At 70.5% G+C, this 19,971-nt stretch carries 24 protein-coding genes; 13 read left to right on the top strand and 11 right to left on the bottom strand.

Going from position 1 to position 19,971, the window contains the following annotated elements:
• Window positions 1-86: 86 nt before the first annotated feature.
• The 9 genes from speE to IEY36_RS02250 all read right to left on the bottom strand — a co-directional run bounded on the left by speE (window position 87) and on the right by IEY36_RS02250 (window position 8,280).
• Window positions 87-956 carry a polyamine aminopropyltransferase gene (speE, locus tag IEY36_RS02210; RefSeq protein ID WP_188965267.1) on the bottom strand — a complete coding sequence of 290 codons (870 nt, stop codon included), beginning with the start codon at window positions 954-956 and terminating at the stop codon, window positions 87-89.
• Between the two features lie 81 nt (window positions 957-1,037).
• On the bottom strand, window positions 1,038-1,496 hold the full coding sequence (gene speD, locus IEY36_RS02215; protein WP_188965268.1) for an adenosylmethionine decarboxylase: 459 nt from the start codon (window positions 1,494-1,496) through the stop codon (window positions 1,038-1,040).
• A 160-nt stretch (window positions 1,497-1,656) separates the two neighbouring features.
• Window positions 1,657-4,566, bottom strand: coding sequence for a hypothetical protein (locus tag IEY36_RS02220; RefSeq protein WP_188965269.1), 2,910 nt, complete (start codon window positions 4,564-4,566; stop codon window positions 1,657-1,659).
• Window positions 4,566-5,159 (bottom strand): protein phosphatase CheZ, encoded by a 594-nt coding sequence (locus IEY36_RS02225; RefSeq protein WP_188965270.1) that lies wholly within the window; start codon window positions 5,157-5,159, stop codon window positions 4,566-4,568. Before IEY36_RS02225 ends, IEY36_RS02220 begins: the two co-directional genes overlap by 1 nt.
• Window positions 5,152-5,532, bottom strand: coding sequence for a chemotaxis response regulator CheY (locus IEY36_RS02230; RefSeq protein WP_188965271.1), 381 nt, complete (start codon window positions 5,530-5,532; stop codon window positions 5,152-5,154). The genes IEY36_RS02225 and IEY36_RS02230 overlap by 8 nt, the downstream gene beginning before the upstream one ends.
• Before the next feature lie 30 nt (window positions 5,533-5,562).
• Window positions 5,563-6,201: a MotE family protein gene (locus IEY36_RS02235; RefSeq protein ID WP_188965272.1), complete on the bottom strand. Its 639-nt coding sequence runs from the start codon at window positions 6,199-6,201 to the stop codon at window positions 5,563-5,565.
• Window positions 6,198-6,629, bottom strand: a complete 432-nt coding sequence (locus IEY36_RS02240; protein WP_188965273.1) for a DUF6468 domain-containing protein — start codon at window positions 6,627-6,629, stop codon at window positions 6,198-6,200. Before IEY36_RS02240 ends, IEY36_RS02235 begins: the two co-directional genes overlap by 4 nt.
• A complete protein-coding gene (gene fliM, locus IEY36_RS02245; RefSeq protein WP_188965274.1) occupies window positions 6,626-7,744 on the bottom strand; it encodes a flagellar motor switch protein FliM in 1,119 nt (372 codons plus the stop codon). Before fliM ends, IEY36_RS02240 begins: the two co-directional genes overlap by 4 nt.
• Window positions 7,741-8,280, bottom strand: a complete 540-nt coding sequence (locus IEY36_RS02250; RefSeq protein WP_188965275.1) for a flagellar basal body-associated FliL family protein — start codon at window positions 8,278-8,280, stop codon at window positions 7,741-7,743. The genes fliM and IEY36_RS02250 overlap by 4 nt, the downstream gene beginning before the upstream one ends.
• 208 nt (window positions 8,281-8,488) lie before the next feature.
• Between IEY36_RS02250 and flgF the strand changes: the two genes are divergently transcribed.
• From flgF to IEY36_RS02275, 5 genes are all read left to right on the top strand, one after another.
• On the top strand, window positions 8,489-9,232 hold the full coding sequence (gene flgF, locus IEY36_RS02255; protein WP_188965276.1) for a flagellar basal-body rod protein FlgF: 744 nt from the start codon (window positions 8,489-8,491) through the stop codon (window positions 9,230-9,232).
• Between the two features lie 12 nt (window positions 9,233-9,244).
• Window positions 9,245-10,030 (top strand): flagellar basal-body rod protein FlgG, encoded by a 786-nt coding sequence (gene flgG, locus IEY36_RS02260; protein ID WP_188965277.1) that lies wholly within the window; start codon window positions 9,245-9,247, stop codon window positions 10,028-10,030.
• Complete coding sequence (gene flgA / locus IEY36_RS02265; RefSeq protein ID WP_188965278.1) at window positions 10,030-10,995, top strand: flagellar basal body P-ring formation chaperone FlgA; 966 nt, start codon at window positions 10,030-10,032, stop codon at window positions 10,993-10,995. Before flgG ends, flgA begins: the two co-directional genes overlap by 1 nt.
• 1 nt (window position 10,996) lies before the next feature.
• Window positions 10,997-11,731 (top strand): flagellar basal body L-ring protein FlgH, encoded by a 735-nt coding sequence (flgH, locus tag IEY36_RS02270; protein WP_188965279.1) that lies wholly within the window; start codon window positions 10,997-10,999, stop codon window positions 11,729-11,731.
• Between the two features lie 68 nt (window positions 11,732-11,799).
• Window positions 11,800-12,531 (top strand): SOS response-associated peptidase, encoded by a 732-nt coding sequence (locus IEY36_RS02275; protein ID WP_188965280.1) that lies wholly within the window; start codon window positions 11,800-11,802, stop codon window positions 12,529-12,531.
• A gap of 174 nt (window positions 12,532-12,705) precedes the next feature.
• Here IEY36_RS02275 and dksA read toward each other — a convergent pair whose 3' ends face one another.
• Window positions 12,706-13,122 (bottom strand): RNA polymerase-binding protein DksA, encoded by a 417-nt coding sequence (gene dksA / locus IEY36_RS02280; protein ID WP_188965281.1) that lies wholly within the window; start codon window positions 13,120-13,122, stop codon window positions 12,706-12,708.
• A gap of 142 nt (window positions 13,123-13,264) precedes the next feature.
• Window positions 13,265-13,681: a flagellar assembly protein FliX gene (locus IEY36_RS02285; RefSeq protein WP_188965282.1), complete on the bottom strand. Its 417-nt coding sequence runs from the start codon at window positions 13,679-13,681 to the stop codon at window positions 13,265-13,267.
• A gap of 181 nt (window positions 13,682-13,862) precedes the next feature.
• On the opposite strand from IEY36_RS02285, the gene IEY36_RS02290 reads away from it, so the two are divergent.
• The 8 genes from IEY36_RS02290 (at window position 13,863) to IEY36_RS02325 (ending at window position 19,960) form a co-directional block, all read left to right on the top strand.
• Window positions 13,863-14,984: a flagellar basal body P-ring protein FlgI gene (locus IEY36_RS02290; protein WP_229681032.1), complete on the top strand. Its 1,122-nt coding sequence runs from the start codon at window positions 13,863-13,865 to the stop codon at window positions 14,982-14,984.
• Complete coding sequence (locus IEY36_RS02295) at window positions 14,984-15,325, top strand: rod-binding protein (RefSeq protein ID WP_229681033.1); 342 nt, start codon at window positions 14,984-14,986, stop codon at window positions 15,323-15,325. The genes IEY36_RS02290 and IEY36_RS02295 overlap by 1 nt, the downstream gene beginning before the upstream one ends.
• Entirely contained in the window at window positions 15,322-15,723 is a 402-nt protein-coding gene (locus tag IEY36_RS02300) for a hypothetical protein (RefSeq protein WP_188965283.1), read from the top strand. The genes IEY36_RS02295 and IEY36_RS02300 overlap by 4 nt, the downstream gene beginning before the upstream one ends.
• Window positions 15,724-15,820: 97 nt before the next feature.
• Complete coding sequence (locus IEY36_RS02305; protein WP_229681034.1) at window positions 15,821-16,915, top strand: hypothetical protein; 1,095 nt, start codon at window positions 15,821-15,823, stop codon at window positions 16,913-16,915.
• A 120-nt stretch (window positions 16,916-17,035) separates the two neighbouring features.
• The gene (locus IEY36_RS02310) at window positions 17,036-17,563 is read left to right on the top strand and encodes a hypothetical protein (RefSeq protein WP_188965285.1); all 528 of its coding nucleotides are present in this window, start codon (window positions 17,036-17,038) and stop codon (window positions 17,561-17,563) included.
• A complete protein-coding gene (locus IEY36_RS02315; RefSeq protein WP_188965286.1) occupies window positions 17,560-18,075 on the top strand; it encodes a permease in 516 nt (171 codons plus the stop codon). Before IEY36_RS02310 ends, IEY36_RS02315 begins: the two co-directional genes overlap by 4 nt.
• Before the next feature lie 134 nt (window positions 18,076-18,209).
• Window positions 18,210-18,986 carry a RibD family protein gene (locus tag IEY36_RS02320; RefSeq protein WP_188965287.1) on the top strand — a complete coding sequence of 259 codons (777 nt, stop codon included), beginning with the start codon at window positions 18,210-18,212 and terminating at the stop codon, window positions 18,984-18,986.
• Window positions 18,983-19,960 (top strand): zinc-dependent alcohol dehydrogenase, encoded by a 978-nt coding sequence (locus tag IEY36_RS02325; RefSeq protein ID WP_188965288.1) that lies wholly within the window; start codon window positions 18,983-18,985, stop codon window positions 19,958-19,960. Before IEY36_RS02320 ends, IEY36_RS02325 begins: the two co-directional genes overlap by 4 nt.
• Window positions 19,961-19,971: the final 11 nt, after the last annotated feature.

Raw genomic sequence — 19,971 nt, forward strand, 5'->3', positions numbered from 1 at the left:
GCTTCCGCTCGCTCCGGCTCGCCGAATTCCATGTCTAGGCGAGCATCTCCAACCGATCAGGTGAGTCCACCTGATCGCGACCTGCTCTAATCCGCCGGCAGATGCTCGGCGATATAGGGCGGCAGGTGGAAGGCACCGACATGGATTTCCGGCGTCCAGTAGCGCGTGGTGCCGAGGATGCCGGCGGCCTCGGCACGACGGCGGATCTCGGCCACCGGCACAGTGCGGCAGGCGGCGTCCTTGCCTGACCAGCCCAGCGTCATGAAACCGCCGACATAGGTCGGCACGGCAGCGAGATAGGCCCAGATGTCGGGGAAGAACGTGCCGCGACGGATCGAGGTTTCGCGCAGTTCATCGGCCTGCATCGCCGGTACGCCGCACTGGTTCACCACGATGCCGCGCGGGGTCAGCAGGCGCGCGCAATTCGCATAGAATTCGTCGGTGAACAGCACCTCGCCCACGCCGATCGGGTCGGTGCTGTCAACGATCACCACGTCAAAGGACGCATCGGCCGCCTTGCGGACGAAGTCGATGCCATCGGCGACCAGAACTTCCGCACGGGGGTCGTTCCACGCATCGCCGGCAATACGGGGCAGGAATTCCTTGGCCAGGCGGATCACCTCGCCATCGATCTCGACCATCACCGCCTTTTCGACGTTCCTGTGCTGCAGCACGCGGCGCAGCACGCCGCCATCCCCGGCACCGATGATGAGCACGCGCTTCGCCTCGCCATGCGCCAGCAGCGGCACATGGGCGATCATCTCCTGGTAGGAGAATTCATCCGCCTCGGTGATCTGCACCACACCATCGAGCATCATGACGCGGCCATGCGTCTCGCTCTCGAAGATCATGATGTCCTGGAAGTCGGACGTGACGCGGGCGAGTTCGCGCTTCACTCGGAAGCGCTGGCCCCAGGCGTCGTACAGCGTCTCATTCACCCAGAGATCATAGGCCATGAGGATGGTCCCCCGTTGCAACGAAGAAGGGCCGGGCGTTGCCGCCCGACCCCTTGCAGACGTGCTGATTGAAGCCTGGCGTCAGCCGATCAGGCCGCGCTTGTGTTCCGACAGCTGCACGCGTTCGGGCAGGAAGCCGCGCTTGAGCGCCGGGATCGCCTTGTACGGATCGCACTCGCCGCAGACGAAGATGTCGAGCGCGGCGTAGTCACGTTCCGGCCAGGAATGGATCGACACATGGCTTTCCGCCAGTACCAGCACACCCGACACGCCGCCATTGGGCGAGAAGTGATGGAAATGCCCGTGCAGGATGGTCGCCCCGGTCGCCAGCGCGGCTTCACGCAGCACCGCATCGATATGATCGGGGTCGTCGAGATTCGTCGCCCCCCACAGGTCGATGATCAGGTGCGTGCCGGCATAACGAATGCCGTTGCGCGCAATAAAGTAGTCCTTCTCGGGGTGCACCGAGCGGTCTTCGTCAATGTTCCGGGTGTCGCTCGGCAAATCCGAGACCATCCCCGGTTGGACGAGAGCATCCATGTGAGGGCTCCTTCCAGCCAGCAGATGACCAGGGCGATCGGTGAATTCCGATCATTGGGTCAACGGCCGGCGCATATGGGGCAAGGGGTCCGACAGCGCAAGTGAAATTACGAGACAGCGCCGGAAAATTTGCAGATGTCCCCCCGGGGGGACACGCATCTCAGCGCGCGACCTGCACCCCTGCCCGCAAGGCATCCAGCCGAGATGGCAACAAGCGCATCATGCCGAGTTCCCGTTGCAGACGCGGCAGGTCGGACAGGCCGCGCACCGGGTCGGATGTCAACACGCCGAATGCCTCGGCCAGCGGCCCGTTTGCCATGCGCGTACCCTGCGCGGCGCGCAAGGCGGACAGCCCCGCATCGTCGCCGGCCAGCGCGAGATAGGCGGCCTGGCGCGCCAGCGCAGCCCGATCCCCCTGCCCAAGTGGTTCGGACGCAACCGGCAGCATCGCGGCGAGATGGTCCGCCATCGCCGCCGCGGCGCCTGCCCAATCCCGCGCCTCGGCACGCAGGTCGGCCAGCGGCGCGGCGCCGGCGTGTCCGAGTGTGGCGAGCAGCGCCTCGGCCTCCGGGCGCGCGCCACTGCGCGCCATCGCGCGTGCGCGCAACACCGTGCGCCGCATGGCCAGCGACGCTTCAGGATTGATCGATTCGCTGGCATCCAGCGCGGCGATCGTGCCCGCACTGTCCCCCTCGGCCGCGCGCACGGCCGCGAGCCGCGCGCCGATGGCCGCCCGCGCCGTACTGTCCGTCGTTGCGCCCATCGCACCTTGCAGCAAGGCCGCCGCGCGCTGTGGAAGGTCGAGACCGGCCAGCCTGTCGGCCAGCACGAGCACCGCCGCCTGACCGCGTGCCCCGGCCGGCAGCAGGTCGGGGCGCGTATCGAACAAGGTCGCGGCGGCAAGCGGCGGTGCGGTCTCCAGCGCCGAGGCGAAGGCATCCTGCAAGGCTGGACGCAGCGCCGCCGCCTGGTCGGGGAACAGCTTCCCCGTTTCATCGATCAGCGCGAAAGCCTGTTCACCCTGCCCCGCCTCCTGCCGCAACTCGGCGATGCGTCGGCGCAACGCGGGCTCCTCAGCACCGCCCCGCCAGGCATAGAGGGATTGCTCAAGCGCCTCAGCCGCCCCGGGCTTGTCGATGATGCCGGCGGTCAGCCGCAATTCCGCGAGGCGACGCATCGCTATCGCACGATCGTGGCGGTCTCGCCCGGCCACCAGCGCGCCATAGGCCGCGATCGCCGCATCCCGTTCGCCCCGCGCCTCAACCACCATGGCGCGCGCAAGGTCGAGACCCGGCGCGTCCCCCGCCTGGGCCAGCAGGGCGGCTGCCGCGGTCGCTTCCCCGCCGCTGGCCATGGCTTCAGCGGCCATCGGCAGCGTTCTGGCGCGCAGCGCCTCGGGGTAGGTCAGCAGCACCGGGGCACTCGCACGCAACGCGGCCGCGGCGTCCTGGCCACGGGCGATGGCCAGCAACGCGCGCCACACCACGACCTCATCACGCGACGGCAGCCGTGGATCGTCGATCGACCCGGCATCCTCGAGGCGACCGGACAGCAACGCGGCCACGCCATGGGCAAGCAGCAGACGAGGATCCTCCCGCGCCTCGGGGGATTCGCGGAAGGCGATGGTGCCCATTGCCTGACCTTCCTGCGGCATGCCGAGCGCCAGGAGCGTCTCCGCCGCATCGCGCCGCACCGGCGCGCGCGCAAGCGGCGGGGCGGCGTTCACCGCGGTCAGCACATTGCGCAGCCGTTCGAGCAAGGTCTGCACGGAACCCGATGGCAAATCGAGCAGACGCGTCATCGCCGTCGCCGCGGCTGGCGGTTCGCGCCCGAGTTGCGGGCCGAGGCCGAGCGGTTCCGTCCCCGTTGCCTGCAGCGAGAAACGGTTCTCGGTCGTCACGCGCAGCGCCAGCCGATCCGACCGTGCCACGATCGCGGCCCCCTGCATGCTCGGCAGCAGGTCGAATTCCGGCAAGCGACGGGCCTGGTGCACGCCAGGCCCGGGCTGGCGCAAGGTGCCGACCAGCAGGGTTTCCCCGGTTGCCGGGTCGGCCAGGGTGACGCTGCCACCGGGAAGGCCGCCCTGCAGCAACAGGCGCGTCGGCGGCCCGGCATCGGCAATCGCACGCAGGTTCGCCGAATCGACGCGACTTGCTTCGGGCGTGACTTCCAGCACCCATGCCGCGCCGTCGCGTCGCACCGCGAGGTGCGCAGGGGCAGACAATGGCAGGCGGAGGGCAGTGGCCTCACCGGCCGGCTGCGCTTCCAGCCCGCCGAAGACTGGGTGGCCCCGCAAGGCGGACAGGTCGGTGTCGATGGCGCGGTCGAGCACGACATGGACCCAGTCACCGCGTCGGAACACAGCGAGGCCCGCCTCGGCACCGGCATCCAGCGCGATCGCAGGGGCGCCAGGAAGCAGCCTGATGGATGAGGGGCGCGCGCCAGGGAGCGCCGTCGCGCGGGTCGCCAAAGAGCGTGTGGCGGCGGGGCTTGCTGATGCAGCAGCCGTCACGGGTACATGCGCTGCTGGCGTGGCGCCATGAGCGGCCGGCGCCACCGCTTGGCCGGGTGCCACGGCAGTTTGGGCCAAAGGCGCGGCTGCCTGGGGCAGCGCGGCGGCAATGGGTTCGGCAGCGGGTGGCGGTGCTGCTGCTGCCAGCCGCGTCCGGGTCGGTGGCGGCGTGGGTGCGCGGGCCGGCGGTGCCGGCTCGGCAGCCGCGACGGGGTCGCGCACATCCACCACGATGCGGTTGCCGAGGCGGAAGGCCAGCGGCCGCGCGCCCGGTGGGATGCGAAGCGCGATCGCCTCGCCATCCTGGTCGATGGCCAGCACATTGCGCGGCGGGCGTCGCACCGCGGCAAGGTCGATCCGTGCCGGCGCGGCGAAGCGTATGACGACCCGCCCATCCTGTTCCTCAAGGCTATACCCGACCCGGGACGGCCAGTCGAAGACCAGCCGCCCCCGATCGGGATGGGTACCAACGCGCACGCCGATGCGCGGCGCCTCCTGCCCCCACGCCACCGGCATGAACGCAAGCAGCGCGAGAAACAGCAGCGCCGGTAGACGCATCAATCGAAACTCGCCAGCAGGCGGTCGATCTCCTCCTGCGAGGAGCCACCACCGGGCAGCTGCGGGCCATTCGCCAGTTCCTGGCCCTCGGTGCGTGGCGCGGACGGGGGCGGTGGCACCGCCATCGGTCGCCCCGTGGCGTTGGAGACGGCTGCCTCGACGCGAGCTTCGATCGCCTTCAACGCGGAGACCACCTTGCCGATGCGCTGGCCGGTGATGTCTTGGAAGGAGCAGGCCTCATAAATGCGTGTCACGGCGTCTTGCAGGGCGGCGGCCGCGTCCGCGGGCACCTGCGACTGCAGCCGTTCGAGCACTTCGCAGCAGTCGAGGATCTCGTTGGTCGCCTCCGCCGTGTGGCCGACGATCGCGTCGAGTTCATCGGTCGCCGAGGGAATGTGCGCGCCGGTGATGTCATCCACCGACAGCGCCGCGATCTCCGCCTTGGCGCGGGCGATGGTGCGGCCGAGCGCCTCAAGCTCGGCCAACAACGCCGCTTCACGCGCCGTGAGGTCGCCCGACATGGAGCCGAGCACGGCACGCACGGCCGCTTCGACGCGGTCGCCTTCCGGATCCCCGGGGATACCGTCAGGCATGGACCGACACCTTCTCGATCTTGTCCTTCAGCGTCTCGGCGTTGAAGGGCTTCACGATGTAGTTCGAGACGCCGGCAGCCTTGGCCGCGACCACGTTCTCGGTCTTGCTTTCGGCCGTGATCATGATGAAGGGCATGTTCTTCAGCCGCGCGTCGGCACGAACCTCCTTCAGCAGGTCGAGCCCGGTCATCGGCGCCATGTTCCAGTCGCTGATGACGAGGCCGAAATTGCCGGCGCGCAGCTTGGCCAGCGCCTCCTGCCCATCGGTCGCCTCATCGACATTGTTGAAGTCGAGCTGCTTCAGCAGATTGCGGATGATGCGCAGCATCGTCCGGTAGTCGTCCACGATCAGGACGTTGGTATTCCTGTCCATCGGTCCGGTCTTGCCTCCTGTCTGGTAAGTTCAATCCGCCACGGTCTGGCGTGCGCGATGGCGCGCCAACTCCGCCGTCACCATCCGCGCCCGTTCCGGGCGCATCGCGCCGATCACGGGTGCCGCCTTGCGCTCGCTCATGCGGTCGAGAATCTCTACCAGCACAGGCATTTCGAGTTCGTTGAAGATGGTCGCCGCATCGCGCGGGCGCATCGTTTCATAGGTGCGCACCAGGCCTCGCCAGCCTGCCTCCTCCTGTTCGCTGTGCGTGCGGTCGAGGGATTCGATCCGCCGTTGCATGGCAGTGAGTTCCTCGACGCGCCGTGCCAGGCGCTGCTCGGTCGCCTGCAACACGACCTCCTGCGCGGCGACCGCTTGCTCGCGCGCTTCCAGTTCCGTCCGTCGCGCACGCAGCTGTTCGAGCAACGCGCGTTCGGCCACCGCCGCCGGATCGGGCGGCGACGGTGCCGGCGGCGGTGCCTGGGGCCGAGCCGGGGTCACCGCCGGGCCCGGCGCATGGGCCGCCGGCGCCGGTTCCGAGGCCCGCGCCGGGGCCATCACCGGCAATGCCGGCGCGCGCAAGGCGGTCAGCAACGCCTCGGCCTTGACCAGGAACAGCCCCGCCATGGCCAGGATGGCCGCGGGCAGCAGGCGCGGGCGCCATGTCATCGCGCGGCCCGCGCCCCGAGGGTGATGGCGCGCAGCAAGTCGCGCTCGGCCTGGCTCTGCAAGGGGACGGGCTCGGCCGGGCGCGGCGTCTCATTGGCGATCGGCCGGCCGGCACGCACCAGGCCCTCAAGCCGGTCAGCCAGGGCTTCGGCACGCTCGACGAGGTAGCGCAGGTCGTCGCGCAGAGGCTCGGCCGTCGCGGTGCGCTCGGCGACCTGCCGGCCGGCCAGTTCCGCCGAGGCGCGCAGCCGCACCATCGCCGCCTCGGCCATGCGCGCGGCCTCGCTCAACCCCTGCGCACTGCCCTCCAGTGCCGATCGGTCGGCACGGATTTCGCGCAGCGCGCGTTCCAGCCGCAGCGCGAACGGGATCGCCGCGCCGAGCATCAACAGCAGCGCCAGTTGCAGGACCCATTCGAGCATCGTCATGCCGCCGCCCCCGCCACGCCGCGACCGCGTTCCAATTCCCGCGAAATGCGTACCGCAAGGCGCTGTTCCTGCCGGCCGAGTTCACCTTCGAACAACGGCACCTCCCCGCAGCGCAGTCGCACCGGCGCGCCCGGCGAAACGCCGAGGGCAATGCGGTCGCCGACCTTCAGGCTGATGACCGAGGAGAGCGGCACCATCTGTTCATCGAGCACGACGTCGAGCGCGACCTCGGTCGAGCGCAACTCCTCGGCGAGGTGGGTCTCCCAGATGCTGTCGCGGCCGAATTTCTCGCCCATGAACTGCTGCAACAGCAGCTCGCGCACCGGCTCCAGCGTGGCATAGGGCAGCAGCAATTCGAGCTTGCCGCCACGGTCCTCCATGTCGACGCGCAGCCGCACCAGCACGCAGGCATTGGACGGCCGCGAGATGGCGGCGAAGCGCGGATTCACCTCCAGTCGCTCGAAGCCGAACACCACGGGGCACAGCGGTTCGAAGGCGGCGGTCAGGTCGTCGAGCACCACGCCGATCAGGCGTTCGACCAGGGTGCGTTCGATGGTGGTGTAGGGGCGGCCTTCGATGCGCATCGCCGCGGTGCCGCGCCGCCCGCCCAGCAGCACGTCCACCACGGAATAGATCAGCGCGGAATCGACCACGACCAGGCCGTAATTGTCCCATTGCTCGGCGCGCGTCACGCCCAGCATCGCCGGCAGCGGGATGGAATTCAGGTAGTCGGCGAAACGCAGCGAGACGATGCCGTCGATCGACACTTCAACGTTGTCGGAAGTGAAGTTGCGGAGCGTGGTGGACATCAGCCGGACCATGCGATCAAAGACGATCTCCAGCATGGGCAGGCGTTCATAGGAGACGAGGCCCGAGGAGATGATCCTCTGGATTCCGCTCTCCTCGCTGCCGTCGCCGCCCTTGCTGTCGAAGCCGAGCAGGCTGTCGATCTCGGCCTGGTTGAGCACCCGCGCGGCATCCGGCCCCGGTGAGGCTTCCCCGGCGCCGGCGGCCGCGGCGGCATCGCTGCCGGTGCTCTCCTCCTCATCCAATGCCGCGCCCCAGGCGGCGGCGAGGTCGTCGTCGGATTGCTCGCTGCCGGACTCCCCGCTCATTGCACGAGAATCTCCGTGAACAGCACATCGGTGATGCGCGGGGCGGGCTGCGTGCTGCCCGCTGGCGGCGCGACGGCGATATTGGCGCGCGCCATCAACTCCTCGCGCAGGCGCTGGGTGCCGGCGGAACCGCGCAGTTCCTCGGGGCGCATCTCGCGCAGGTGGGTCTGGAACAGGTCGAGCAGGCGGGGCAGCGCGAGCTGGATCGCCGCCGCATCCTCGGCCCGCGTGATCTCGAGCTTGCTACGCAGCTTCACATAGACCGGCCGCCGCCCGGTGGCATTCAGATTGGCGATGATCTCGGGCATCTCGAAAAAGGCGGGCGGGCGCGGCGGCTCGGCCGCCGCCGTCCGGCCGTGTTCGTCCGCCGGATGCGCTCCCACGCCGAACATTGATGGCAGGATGTCGCTGAACCACAGCCCCGCCCCGATGCCGCCCAGCAGCAACGGCAGGGCAATCAGGATGAGCTTCTTCCTTCCCCCGCCGCCCTTGCCCGCTGCCATCTCGACTTGCTCGGCCGCTGCCGCCGCTGCCATGCCATGCCTCCTGTAAGGGGGCAGCATCCACGGGCCTCGTTAAGGAAGGCTTGCGGCGGCGGAAACCGGCCCTGGACTGCCGGGTACCAGGCCGCCCCTGCCGGCTGCCGGCAGCAAATGCCGCCCCACTGGGCGCCCCGGACTGGCACGGCGGTTGCCCCGCCCGGCTGCCCCCGACGGACGATGCCGGGGCGACGGAGACCACGGCATGGACAACCCCGGCTACATCATCCTCTCGCGGCTTTCGTTGCAGAGCCGTGCCACCGAGATCCTGGCGCACAACGTCGCCAATGCCGACACGCCAGGCTACCGCGCGCAGCGCCCGGTCTTCGCCGAATATGTCGCGCGCCAGGAAGCTGGCGCCGTGCCGCCCGGCGGCCGGCCGGTCGCCTATGTGCAGGACCGCGCCACCTGGCGGGAGATGGAACCGGGCGCGATCCAGTCCACCGGCAACCCGCTCGACGTCGCGATCAGCGGTGAGGGCTTCTTCGCCGTCGAGACCCCGCGCGGCGAGCGCTTCACCCGCGCCGGGCGCTTCTCGCTCAGCGGCGACGGCCGCATCGTCGACATGGAGGGCCATGCGGTGATGGGCGCCGGCGGCGCGCCGATCGCCGTCTCGCCCAACGACACCCGCATCACCATCCAGGGCGACGGCACCGTGCGCAGCGAGAACGGCACGCTCGGCCAGTTGCGCGTGGTGCGCTTCGACAATCCACAGACACTGCGCGCCGAGGGCGACCGGCTGTTCGACCCGGCCGGCGAGCCGCCGCAGCAGGTCGACCGTCCGCAGGTCGTCCAGGGGGCGCTCGAGGGCAGCAATGTTCGCCCCATCATGGAAATGACCCGCCTGACCACCGAGCTGCGCGAATTCCAATTCGCCGCCCAGTTCGCCGAGAAGGAAGGCGAACGCTTGTCCACCGCCGTCGAGCGCATCCTGCGCCGCCGCTCGTAAGGATCACGCCCGATGCGTTCCCTCACCATCGCCGCCACGGGCATGATGGCCCAGCAGAACAACGTTGAAGTCATTTCCAACAACATCGCCAACATCTCGACCACCGGCTTCAAGCGGCGTCGGGCGGAATTCCAGGACCTGATTTACCAGAATCTGCGCCGCACCGGATCGCAATCGGCCGACACCGGCACGACGCTGCCCTCCGGCGCGCAGATTGGCCTCGGCGTGCGCACCGCCGCGGTCTACCGGATCAGCGAACAGGGCAATCTGCAGCAGACCGAGAACCGCTTCGACCTCGCCATCCGCGGCAATGGCTTCTTCCAGATCCAGATGCCCTCCGGCGAGACGGCCTATACCCGCGACGGCACCTTCGGCCTCTCGGCGGAAGGCACCATCGTCACGGCGGAAGGCTTCATCGTGCAGCCGGGCATCACCATCCCGGCCAATGCGCGCGACGTCACCATCAACGCCAATGGCGAGGTGCTCGCCAAGATCGACGGCCAGGTGGCGCCGCAGAATGTCGGGCAGATCCAGCTCGCCATCTTCGCCAATGAAGGTGGGCTCGAAGCGGTCGGCGACAACCTGTTCCTCTCCACCCCTTCCTCCGGTGAGTCGCAGCAGGGCTCACCCGGTGCGGTCGGCTACGGCCAGACCATGCAGGGCTTCATCGAGACGTCCAACGTCAATGTCGTGCAGGAGATCACCTCCCTGATCACCGCCCAGCGCGCCTATGAGATGAACTCGCGCGTCATCACCGCGTCCGACGAGATGCTCTCGACCCTGACGAGGCTGCGGTGATGCGCCGGCGCGCGCTTGCCCTCTTGCCGCTGCTCGCGCTGCCGGCGCGCGCGCAGGGCGTCGCCCAGGGGTCGCCGCCCGCGCCCCGCCCGCTCGTGGTCGCCGAAAGCGCGACGCTCCGGCTCGCTGACCTGTTCGAGAATGCCGGCGATGCCGGCCAGGCCGTGCTCGGCGCAGCCCCCGTGCCGGGGCGACGGATGATGCTCGATGCCGGGCAGCTCGCCATCATCGCGCGGCGCTACAACCTGGCCTGGCGGCCGCTCTCGGGCGAGGAACGCAGCATCATCGAGCGGCCCGGCCACCCCTTGCCGCGCGACGAGGTCGAGACGCTGCTGCGCGAGGAGTTGGTGCGTCTCGGCATGGATCCGGAAGCCGAGTTGGAACTGCCCGGCTTCGCCGCGCCCTCCGTGCCGCTCGGCACGCTGCCGCAGCTGATGCTCGAAGCCGCGCAATACGACAACGGCACGCGGCGCTTCGCCGCGACGCTGGTGGTCGCGGCCGATGGCATGGCGAGCTGGCGCGGGCGGGTGACCGGCCGGGCGCTGCCGACCGCGCCGGTGGTGGTGGCGACGCGCCGGCTCGCGGTCGGTGACATCGTCGGGCCGGAGGATCTGCGCGAGATCCGCCTGCGCAGCGAACGCGTCCGCCCCGGCGCCGCCCAACAGGCGGAGGAAGTGGTCGGCCGCCAGCTGCGCCGGCCGATCGGGGCCAACCTGCCCTTCGTGCTGGTCGACCTCGTCGCGCCGCGAATCGTTGCCCGCAATCAAGTGGTGTTGATGGTGCTGGACGGGCCGGGCCTGGCGATGACCGCGCAGGGCCGCGCCATGTCGGCCGCCGCGCACGGCGAACGCGTGCCGGTGATGAACCTCGGCTCCCGCTCGATCGTCGAGGCCGAGGCGATTGGGCCGGGCCGCGTGCGTGTGGTCACCGGCAGCGTGCCGCTGCAACTCGGGCGGAGGAACTGAGATGCGCCGCTACCTGCTGCTGATGCTGCCGCTGGCGACAATGGCGTGTTCGGGGGCGGAGAGGCTCGCACGCCTGGGGGACGCGCCGGAGATGGCCGGCGTCACCAACCCGACCCAGGATCCGCGCTGGCGGCCGGTCACCATGCCAATGCCGAACCCGCAGGACCCACCGCTCGCCAATAACTCGCTGTGGCGGCCCGGCAGCCGGACCTTCCTGCGCGACCAGCGTGCCGCCACGGTGGGCGATATCGTCACGGTGCTGGTGAAGATCGCCGATGAGGCCGAATTGCAGAACCGCACCATTCGTTCGCGCGACAACAGCGAGGGGATGGGGCTGCCGCAGCTGCTTGGCCTCCAGGCTTCCTATCCCAGGCTGTTCCCGGCTGGCATCGACCCCTCCCGCCTGGTGGAGGCGAGCTCGACCAGCGGCGTGAACGGCATTGGCCAGATCCGCCGCAACGAGACGGTGACGCTGCGCGTCGCCGCGACCGTCTCCCAGGTGCTGCCCAACGGCAACCTGGTGGTGACCGGCCACCAGCAGGTGCGGGTGAACAGCGAATTGCGCGACCTGACGGTGGGCGGCGTGATCCGGCCGCAGGACATCGCCTCCGACAACACCGTGCAGCATGACCGGCTGGCCGAGGCGCGCATCGCCTATGGCGGACGCGGCACGCTCAGCGACGTGCAGCGGCCACGCACCGGGCAGGAACTGCTGGATATCATCCTGCCGTTCTGAGGCACCGCCGGATGGGTCCCCCCTCCGGCGCCTTGCCCCCCGGGGGCCGGTGCGGGCAAACAGGGTGGATGTGCGGGCGGTATTTCCAGCAGCGGTCGTCGGGCGACGTCGCGCGGCACTTCAAGGTGACGGGCGCGATCGCGAACCTGCCACCCTCCTTCAACCGCGCGCCGACCCAGGATGGGCTGGTGCTGCGGCGCCACCCCGAGACCGGTGCGCGGCACCTCGACGCGCTGCGCTGGGGGCTGGTGCCGCGCTGGGCCAAGGATGCCTCGGGCGGCGCACGTATGATCAATGTGCGCAGCGAAACCGCCGCCGAGAAGCCGGCCTTCCGCGATGCCTTCGCCAAGCGCCGTTGCATCGCAGTGGCCGACGGCTTCTATGAATGGCAACAGCATGGCCCGAAGGGCGCCAAGCAGCCCTTCGCAGTGGCGATGGCCGATGGCGCGCCGATGCCGCTCGCCGCGCTGTGGGAAGGTTGGCGCGCCCCGGACGGCACCATCCTGCGCAGCTTCACCATCCTGACCACGGCCGCGGTGCCCGAATTGGCGGTGCTGCACGACCGCATGCCGGTGATCCTGCCGCCCGAATCCTGGGCCGCCTGGCTCGGCGAGGCATCGGCGGATGAGGCGGCGCTGCACGCCCTGCTGCAGCCCTACCCGCGTGCCGGCCTCGCGGTGTGGCCGGTGGGGTCGCGGGTCGGCAGGGTGGCGGAGGATGATGCCGGGCTGATCGCGCGTGATCCCTTGGCCGTGGCGCCGCCCGGTCTCGACGACCCGCCATTGCGCTTCGATGGCTGACTGACCCGAACCTGCCCGAGGCCCGCTCTCGGGCCGCGAGCGCACAGCGCGACGGCGCCGAGACAGCCTGTCGTCGCCAGCACAGCGGTGCTCGGCGCGAAGGCAAGCGGGCCGGCTCGCCCGCGTCCGGCGTCCAAGGGCAATAAAAAAGGCCGCCACACGCGGCCCGGGCCGTCAATCGTCGCGGTGGACGCGTTCCATGCGCTCGTGGCGTTCCTGCGCCTCGATGCTCATCGTCGCGATCGGGCGGGCTTCGAGGCGGCGCAGGCCGATCGGCTCGCCGCTCTCCTCGCAATACCCGTAGGTGCCGGTCTCGATGCGCTCGATCGCCTGGTCGATCTTGCTGATCAGCTTGCGGGCCCGATCGCGGGTGCGCAGCTCAAGGGCACGGTCGGTCTCGACACTCGCGCGATCGGTGAGGTCCGGTTCGGTGATCCCACCCTCGGAGAGGGAGGACAGCGTCTCGCCCGCCTCGCGCAGCAAGTCCTGCCGCCAGCGCATCAGCTTCTGCCGGAAATACTCCTGCTGAAGCGGGTTCATGAATTCCTCGTCGTCCGAGGGGCGGTAGTCCGGCGGTAGCGTCACGAGCATTTCTATCCATTCCCCCGGGCCGAAGGGGCGTCCTGCTCGGGTCAGAGCGGACACCCCCCCTCAATGCGGGCGGAACATAGACGCGTGCCATGGCGGAAGCCAAGAGGGGAGAACGAGACAAATCCCTGAAACAGCGCGCTTTTCAGTCTGATGACGATGCGGCCTCCAGACCGTGCCGCGCCAGTTCCACCCTGGCGCGCAGGCGGATCGCCGAGATTGCCGCGGCAAGTGCCGGATCGGCCGCCTCCTCGCCTGGGACGAGTGCGGCCATGGCACGGAGTCGCGCCGGGTCCAGCCGGCCACCGAGCAGCCCGAGTTGCAACTCGGACAGGGATTGCAGCAGCGCCTCCCCGCGCTTGCGGGCGCGGGAGTCGCGCTCGGCGACCGGCCCGGCTTCCTGCAGGGCGAGCAGGCCAACCGCCTGCGCCGGTGCCGCGGCCTGCGCCGCGGCCGCCGCCCCGGTCGAGGCGCTGCCCAGGCTGAAGCCGGACGCGCCGTTGCGCACCCGCCGCCCCTTCCCCGCCGCCGTCCCTCCCGTCACGCCACTGACGCCAACCATGACCCTTCCCTTCCTCATGACCGGCAAGTCCCGGCCCATCCCCGGCAAAGCCTGCCGGTCGATTCCGTCCCCGCGGCTGGCATGCGCCTTGCGCTTTCACCACCACCAGCCCCCGGGACCTCCCGCGGGGCCCGATCCGGTCAGGCGTGTCGCATTCATTGCGTCGCGCGGGAGACGCATCTTGGGCTGCAATGCTTTCGCGAGAACGAAGAGGCTGCTGGCTGGCCTTCTCCTCGCCCTGAGCCTGGTCCTGCCGGCCAGCGCCCAGGTCCGCATCAAGGACATCGCGGATGTCGAGGGCGTGCGCGACAATCAGCTGGTCGGCTACGGGCTGGTGGTCGGGCTGAACGGCACCGGGGACCGGCTGCGTTCCTCGGTCTTCACCCGGCAGTCGCTGGTCGGCATGCTGGAACGGCTCGGCGTCAACACGCGGGACAATGAACGCCAGCTCGACACACGCAACGTCGCGGCGGTGATGGTCACCGCCAACCTGCCGCCCTTCGCCCGGCCCGGCAGCCGGATCGACATCTCGGTCTCGGCGCTGGGCGATGCCACCAACCTGACCGGCGGCACGCTGCTGGTGACCCCGCTGCTCGCCGCCGATGGCGAGGTCTATGCCGTCGCCCAGGGGTCGATCGCCACCGGGGCGATCAGCGCGCGCGGCGCCGGCGCCTCGGTGACACGCGGCGTGCCGACCGCCGGGCGGATCGCCAATGGGGCGATCGTCGAACGCGAGGTGCCCTTCCAACTCGCCTCGCGCGACCGTGTGCGGCTGTCGCTGCGCAACCCGGACCTGACCACGGCCCGGCGGATCGCCTCCGCGATCAACGGCGCGATGCGCGGGCAGGTCGCCGCGGCGACCGATTCGCGCACCGTCACCGTCGCTCTCAATGGCCACAGCGCGGTGGATTTCCTCAGCCGGATCGAACAGCTGCGCGTCGAACCCGACCAGGTCGCCCGCGTCGTCATCGACGAGGCCTCGGGCACCATCGTCATGGGGGACAATGTGCGCGTGTCCACCGTCGCGATCGCGCAGGGCAACCTGACGATCCGCGTCACCGAGACGCCACAGGTCAGCCAGCCCAATGCGCTCGCCCAGGGGCGCACGGTGGTCACCCCGAATACCAATATCGAGGTGGATGACCAGAACACGCGGCGGATGGGCGTGCTGCCGCGCTCGGTCACGCTGCAGGAACTGGTGCGCGGGCTGAACAGCCTCGGCGTCGGGCCGCGCGACCTCATCACCATCCTGCAGGCAATCAAGGCCGCCGGCGCGCTGCAGGCCGAATTGGAGGTCCGCTGATGGACACCCCCGCTGCCGCCATGGCCCCCGCCCAGCCCCGCGCTCTGCGCGCGCCGGGGGCCGCGGGCAACGAGGCCGCGCAGCGCCAGGCCGCCCGCGACTTCGAGGCACAGGCGATGGGCATGCTGCTGCAACCCATCTTCGCCACCGTCGATACCTCGAAATCCCGCTTCGGCGGCGGCGCGGCGGAGGCGCAGTGGCGACCCATGCTCGTCGATGCCTACGCCGCCGCCGCCGTGCGCGCGGGTGCCGGCATCGGCCTCGCAGATTTCGTGCTGCGGGAGATCCAACGCATCCGCGGCGCGCAGCCCACCTCCAATACGGAAGAGACCACACCATGATGGACAGCCTGATCCTTGCCGGCCACCGCCTCGCCGAGGCGTTGCGCGCGGAGAACGAGGCGCTCGCCAAGCTCGACCTGTCGCGCGCGGCGACGCTGGCGAGCAGCAAGATCGCCGCCTCGGACGCCTTCGCCGCCGCCTATGCCGCGCAGGCCAAGCACGGGATGGCGCCAGAGGCGCCGGTGCGCCAGGCGGCTGCGCTGCTGACCCGGCGGCTCGAGGAACTCGGGCGGGAGAATCGCCAGTTGCTCGAACGCGCCGTCTCGCTGCAGTCGCGGGTGATCGAGACGATCGCCGGGGCGGCGCTGCCGCGCATGACCACGCAGGGCTATGCGCCGGCCGGCACGCGGGTGGGGGGGCAGCGGCCGCCGGCGCTGGCGCTGTCGGCGCGCATCTGACGCCGTCGGTGGGCGCCGGCGCCGATGGGCAGGCATCCGCGCCCCCACAGCCGATACCAGCATCGGGCAATCTGCTCTAAGCATCCCTGACACCGGGATGCCCGCGACCATGCAGATCGTCTCCACCGCCTGGATCGACGCCTCGCTCGAGGAATTCGAGCTGTCGGTCGGGCTCGGCCTGCATGCCGAGCATGGGCGTGCCTCGGCCGCCGCGCCGCTGCGCGTGCTGGTGCTCGACGGCTTCGCCAAGGTGACGCCGGCCTACGCCGCCCATCTTGCCGCCGGGCATGTGCTGGTCGAGGACGCCACGTCGCTGGTCGCGGCCTGGCGGGCGCGGCTGCCACATCTCGGCCAGCGCCTGAACCGCTACGAGACGCTGTGCTTCCTGCGCTGGCCGGTGCTGCGGGAGGCACTGGCGGGCGCGCCGTTCCTCCACATCGACCTCGACCTGTTCCTGCAGCCCTCCTTCGCCTCGATCACGGCGGCGCTCGCCGGGCGAAGCGGGACGCTGGGCAGCCCGTGCTTCATGGCGATGTCCGACACCGGCTGGCTCGATACCTGGTGCGCCGAGATCGAGGCCTTCGACCACGACCCGGAGGCCACGCAGGCGCGCCTGCAATGGCCCGGCACGCCGAGCCGTCGGCAGATCGGCAGCGACCAGAACCTGCTGGGCGCCCTGTTGCGCGCCCGCATCCTGACGCGCGGCGACCTCGGCTCGCTGTTCCAGGATTACGCGGCCTTCGACAATCCGCTGATGCCCCGGTTCCACGGCGCCGCCGCGCCGATCGTGGCGACCCGCGCCGATGGCATCGACCGGTTCGGCGGCCGGCCCGTGCTGTACTGGCACATGCAGAATAATTTCGCGCAGTTCGCCGGGCAGTTCCTGATGGTCGAGCAGCATCTGCGCACCCGGCCGGACAGCCCTGCCCTGCGGCTGCAGAACGCCTTCGCGCAGCGCTTCCCGACCCCGGAGACCATCGCCTTCGGCGCGCTGCGCGCCGCCATCCGGCGCGAACACCGCCGACAGATCGCCACCGGCGCGCTGACGCTCGAGGCCATCCTCGGCCTCGTCGCCCGCGCGCCGACCGACTTCCTCGCCCGCGCCGTGGCGACGCGTCATTTCGCCCTGCGAGGCGAAGGCCGCGAGATGTTCACGGCCGAGCGCTGGTGGGAGCCGGGCCTCTTCGCCTGACAGTCTCGTCGCGCAGGCGAATTCGGGCATTGTCCTGCTTGCGGCGCTATGTCGCAGAAGCGGCGCCGACCCGAGCCCGGTGGGCTTGCCGGCCGCCGCGGCCCGGCGCAGGTTGCGCGCGTGATCAATCTGCTCCGCCGCAATGCCAGCCTGATGGTGATCGCCACCATCGGAGCCGCCGCCGCGGCCGGCCTGTGGCAACGCGATGGCGGCGCCGCTGTCGGCCATGCGCTCTATCATGCGTGGGAGCTGTTCCTGTTCATCGTGCCCTCGCTGCTGGCCGGGCTGTTGCTCGCCGCGGCGCTGCGGCAATTGATGTCACCCGGCGCGCTGGGGCGCTGGATGGGGGCGGAAAGCGGCTGGTTCGGCCTGTTGGTCGCGACGGTCGCCGGCGGGCTGACACCCGGCGGGCCGATGGCGGCCTTCCCGCTGGTGCTGGTGCTCGGCGGCGCGGGGGCCGACCGTGGCGCGCTGATCGCCTATATCCTGGGCTGGTCGCTGAACGGTTTCCAGAAGCTGCTGGTCTATGAAGTGCCGCTGCTGGGGCCGGAATTCGCCATCATGCGCACGCTGATCACCCTGCCAATGCCAATGCTGGCGGGCTGGCTCGCGCGCAAGCTGCCGATCGTGTGGGAGCCGCCCAAGTGACGCCGGGGCAAATGTTCCTGTGGCTGGTGGCGCTGGTCGCGCTGGGCTTCTGCCTGCGGCGCGGGCCGGGCATGCTGCGCCGGGTCGGCACCGAGACCGGGCAGAGCCTGGTCAAGATCCTGCCGCTGTTCGCCGTCGCGCTGCCGATGGCGGCCTTCCTCGCCGAGCTGATGCCGGCCGATGCGGCAGTCACCTGGATCGGGCCGGAGTCGGGGCCGCTGGGGGTGGTGATCGCCTCGGTCGCCGGCGGCTTCATGCCGGGCGGGCCCTTCGTCACCTTCCCGCTGGTGCTGGCCTTTGCCAAGGCCGGCGCGGGCGTGCCGCAGATGGTCGCGCTGATCACCGGCTGGTCGATCTTCGCGGTGCACCGGATCATCAGCTGGGAATATCCGCTGCTGGGCTGGCGCTTCGTGGTGCTGCGGCTGGTCTCGGCCCTGCCGCTGCCGATCCTGGCCGGGCTGCTGGCCGAGCTGGTTGTCGAATTCCTGCCGATGACCATCGGCACCCCCTGACGCTCGATCGCGATGGGTTCACCCATCACGCCCTAACCTATTGTCTGATGGCGTGATTCAGACCTTCGGTGCTGTCGCACCGACGGTCATCACGCTCTGGCGTTGGCCTGCGGCTTCGGGCATGAGGCGCGAGCATGGACAGCCCCCCCGAGGACCCCGACTGGGCCGCGCTGCTGGCCGCCCGCGATGGCGGGCCGGCGACCGGAGCGCTGGCGCCCCTGTTCGCGCCGCTGCTCGCACCCGCCCTCGCAGCCGATGGCTGCCGCGTGGTCGGGCGGCTGGCGCAGACGCTGGATGGACGAATCGCCACCGCCTCCGGCTCCAGCCAGTGGATCGGCGGGCCAGGCGACATCCTGCACACCCATCGCCTGCGCGCGCTGTGCCACGCGGTGGTGGTGGGTGCGGGCACGGTGCGCCATGACGACCCGCGGCTGACGACGCGCGAGGTGCGCGGCCCCGACCCGGTGCGCGTGGTGATCGACACCGACCGTCGGCTGTCGGCGAACTATGGCGTGTTCCGCCATGGCCCGCCGACGCTGTTGGTCTGCGCGGATGATGCCCCGGGTGGCGACCGCCACGGCACCGCCGATGTGCTGCGGATCCCGCGCACGCCGACCGGCGGTATCGCGCCGCCTGCGCTGCTGCGCGCCCTCGCCGCGCGGGGGCTGACGCGCATATTCGTCGAGGGTGGCGGGCTGACCGTCTCGCGCTTCCTCGCCGCCGGCTGCCTCGACCGGCTGCATGTAACGATCGCGCCGGTGCTGCTCGGTTCGGGCATCCCGGCCTTCACCCTGCCGGAGGTGCCGCGCATCGCTGACGGGCTGCGCTTCACCTGGCAGGTGTATCCGATCCCGCCGGACATATTGCTCGACATCCCGGTGGATCGGGCACGGCCGGGAGGTCTCGCATGATGGCGCGCGCGCTCTGGACCGTCGCTGAGGGGCGCTGCGAGATCCGCGAGGAGACGCTGCCGTCGCGCGCGCCCGACCATGCGCTGATACGCACGCTAGTGAGCGGCATCTCGCGCGGCACGGAGCGGCTGGTGCTGACGGGCCGCGTGCCGGAAAGCCAGTACGCGGCGATGCGCTGCCCCTTCCAGGCCGGCGATTTCCCCTTCCCGGTGAAGTACGGCTACAGCGCCGTCGGTGTCGTCGAGGACGGGCCGGCGGCGCTTCTCGGCCGCCGCGTCTTCTGCCTGCACCCGCATCAGGACCGCTTCCTCGCCCCGGCCGGCATGTGCATCCCGGTGCCGGACAACGTGCCCGACGCCCGCGCCGTGCTCGCCGCCAACATGGAAACCGCGGTGAACATCCTGTGGGATGCCCGGCCGCTGGCGGGCGAGCGCGCGCTGGTGATCGGCGCCGGGGTGGTCGGGCTGCTGGTCGCCGCCCTACTCGCGCGCATGCCGGGGATGGAGGTGGTGGTCTGCGACCTCGACCCGCTTCGCCGTGCCATGGTGGAGGCGCTCGGCGCGACCTTCGCCTCGCCGGAGGACGCCCCCGCCGAGCGCGACCTGATCATCCATGCCAGCGCCGATCCGGCCGGGCTGCGCCGCGCGCTGGAACTCTGCGCCTTCGAGGCGCGCATCATCGAAGCATCATGGTACGGCACCCGGGAAGCCACGCTGCCGCTCGGCGAGGCCTTCCATGCCAAGCGGCTGCAGATCGTCTCGACCCAGGTCGGCGCGGTGGCGCCGGCGATGCGCGGGCGGCGCAGCCATGCCGAGCGCATGGCGCTGGCGCTGTCCCTGCTGGCCGACCCGCGCTTCGACGCGCTGCTGGCACCGGCCACGCCCTTCGCCGGGCTGGCCGCGGCGATGCCGGGGCTGCTCAATCCGCCGCCTGGCGCGGCGACACCGCTTTGCCCGGTCGTCGCCTATGGCTGACCTCACGCAAA

It is taken from the genome of Neoroseomonas lacus (assembly GCF_014644535.1).
Classification (GTDB): domain Bacteria; phylum Pseudomonadota; class Alphaproteobacteria; order Acetobacterales; family Acetobacteraceae; genus Neoroseomonas; species Neoroseomonas lacus.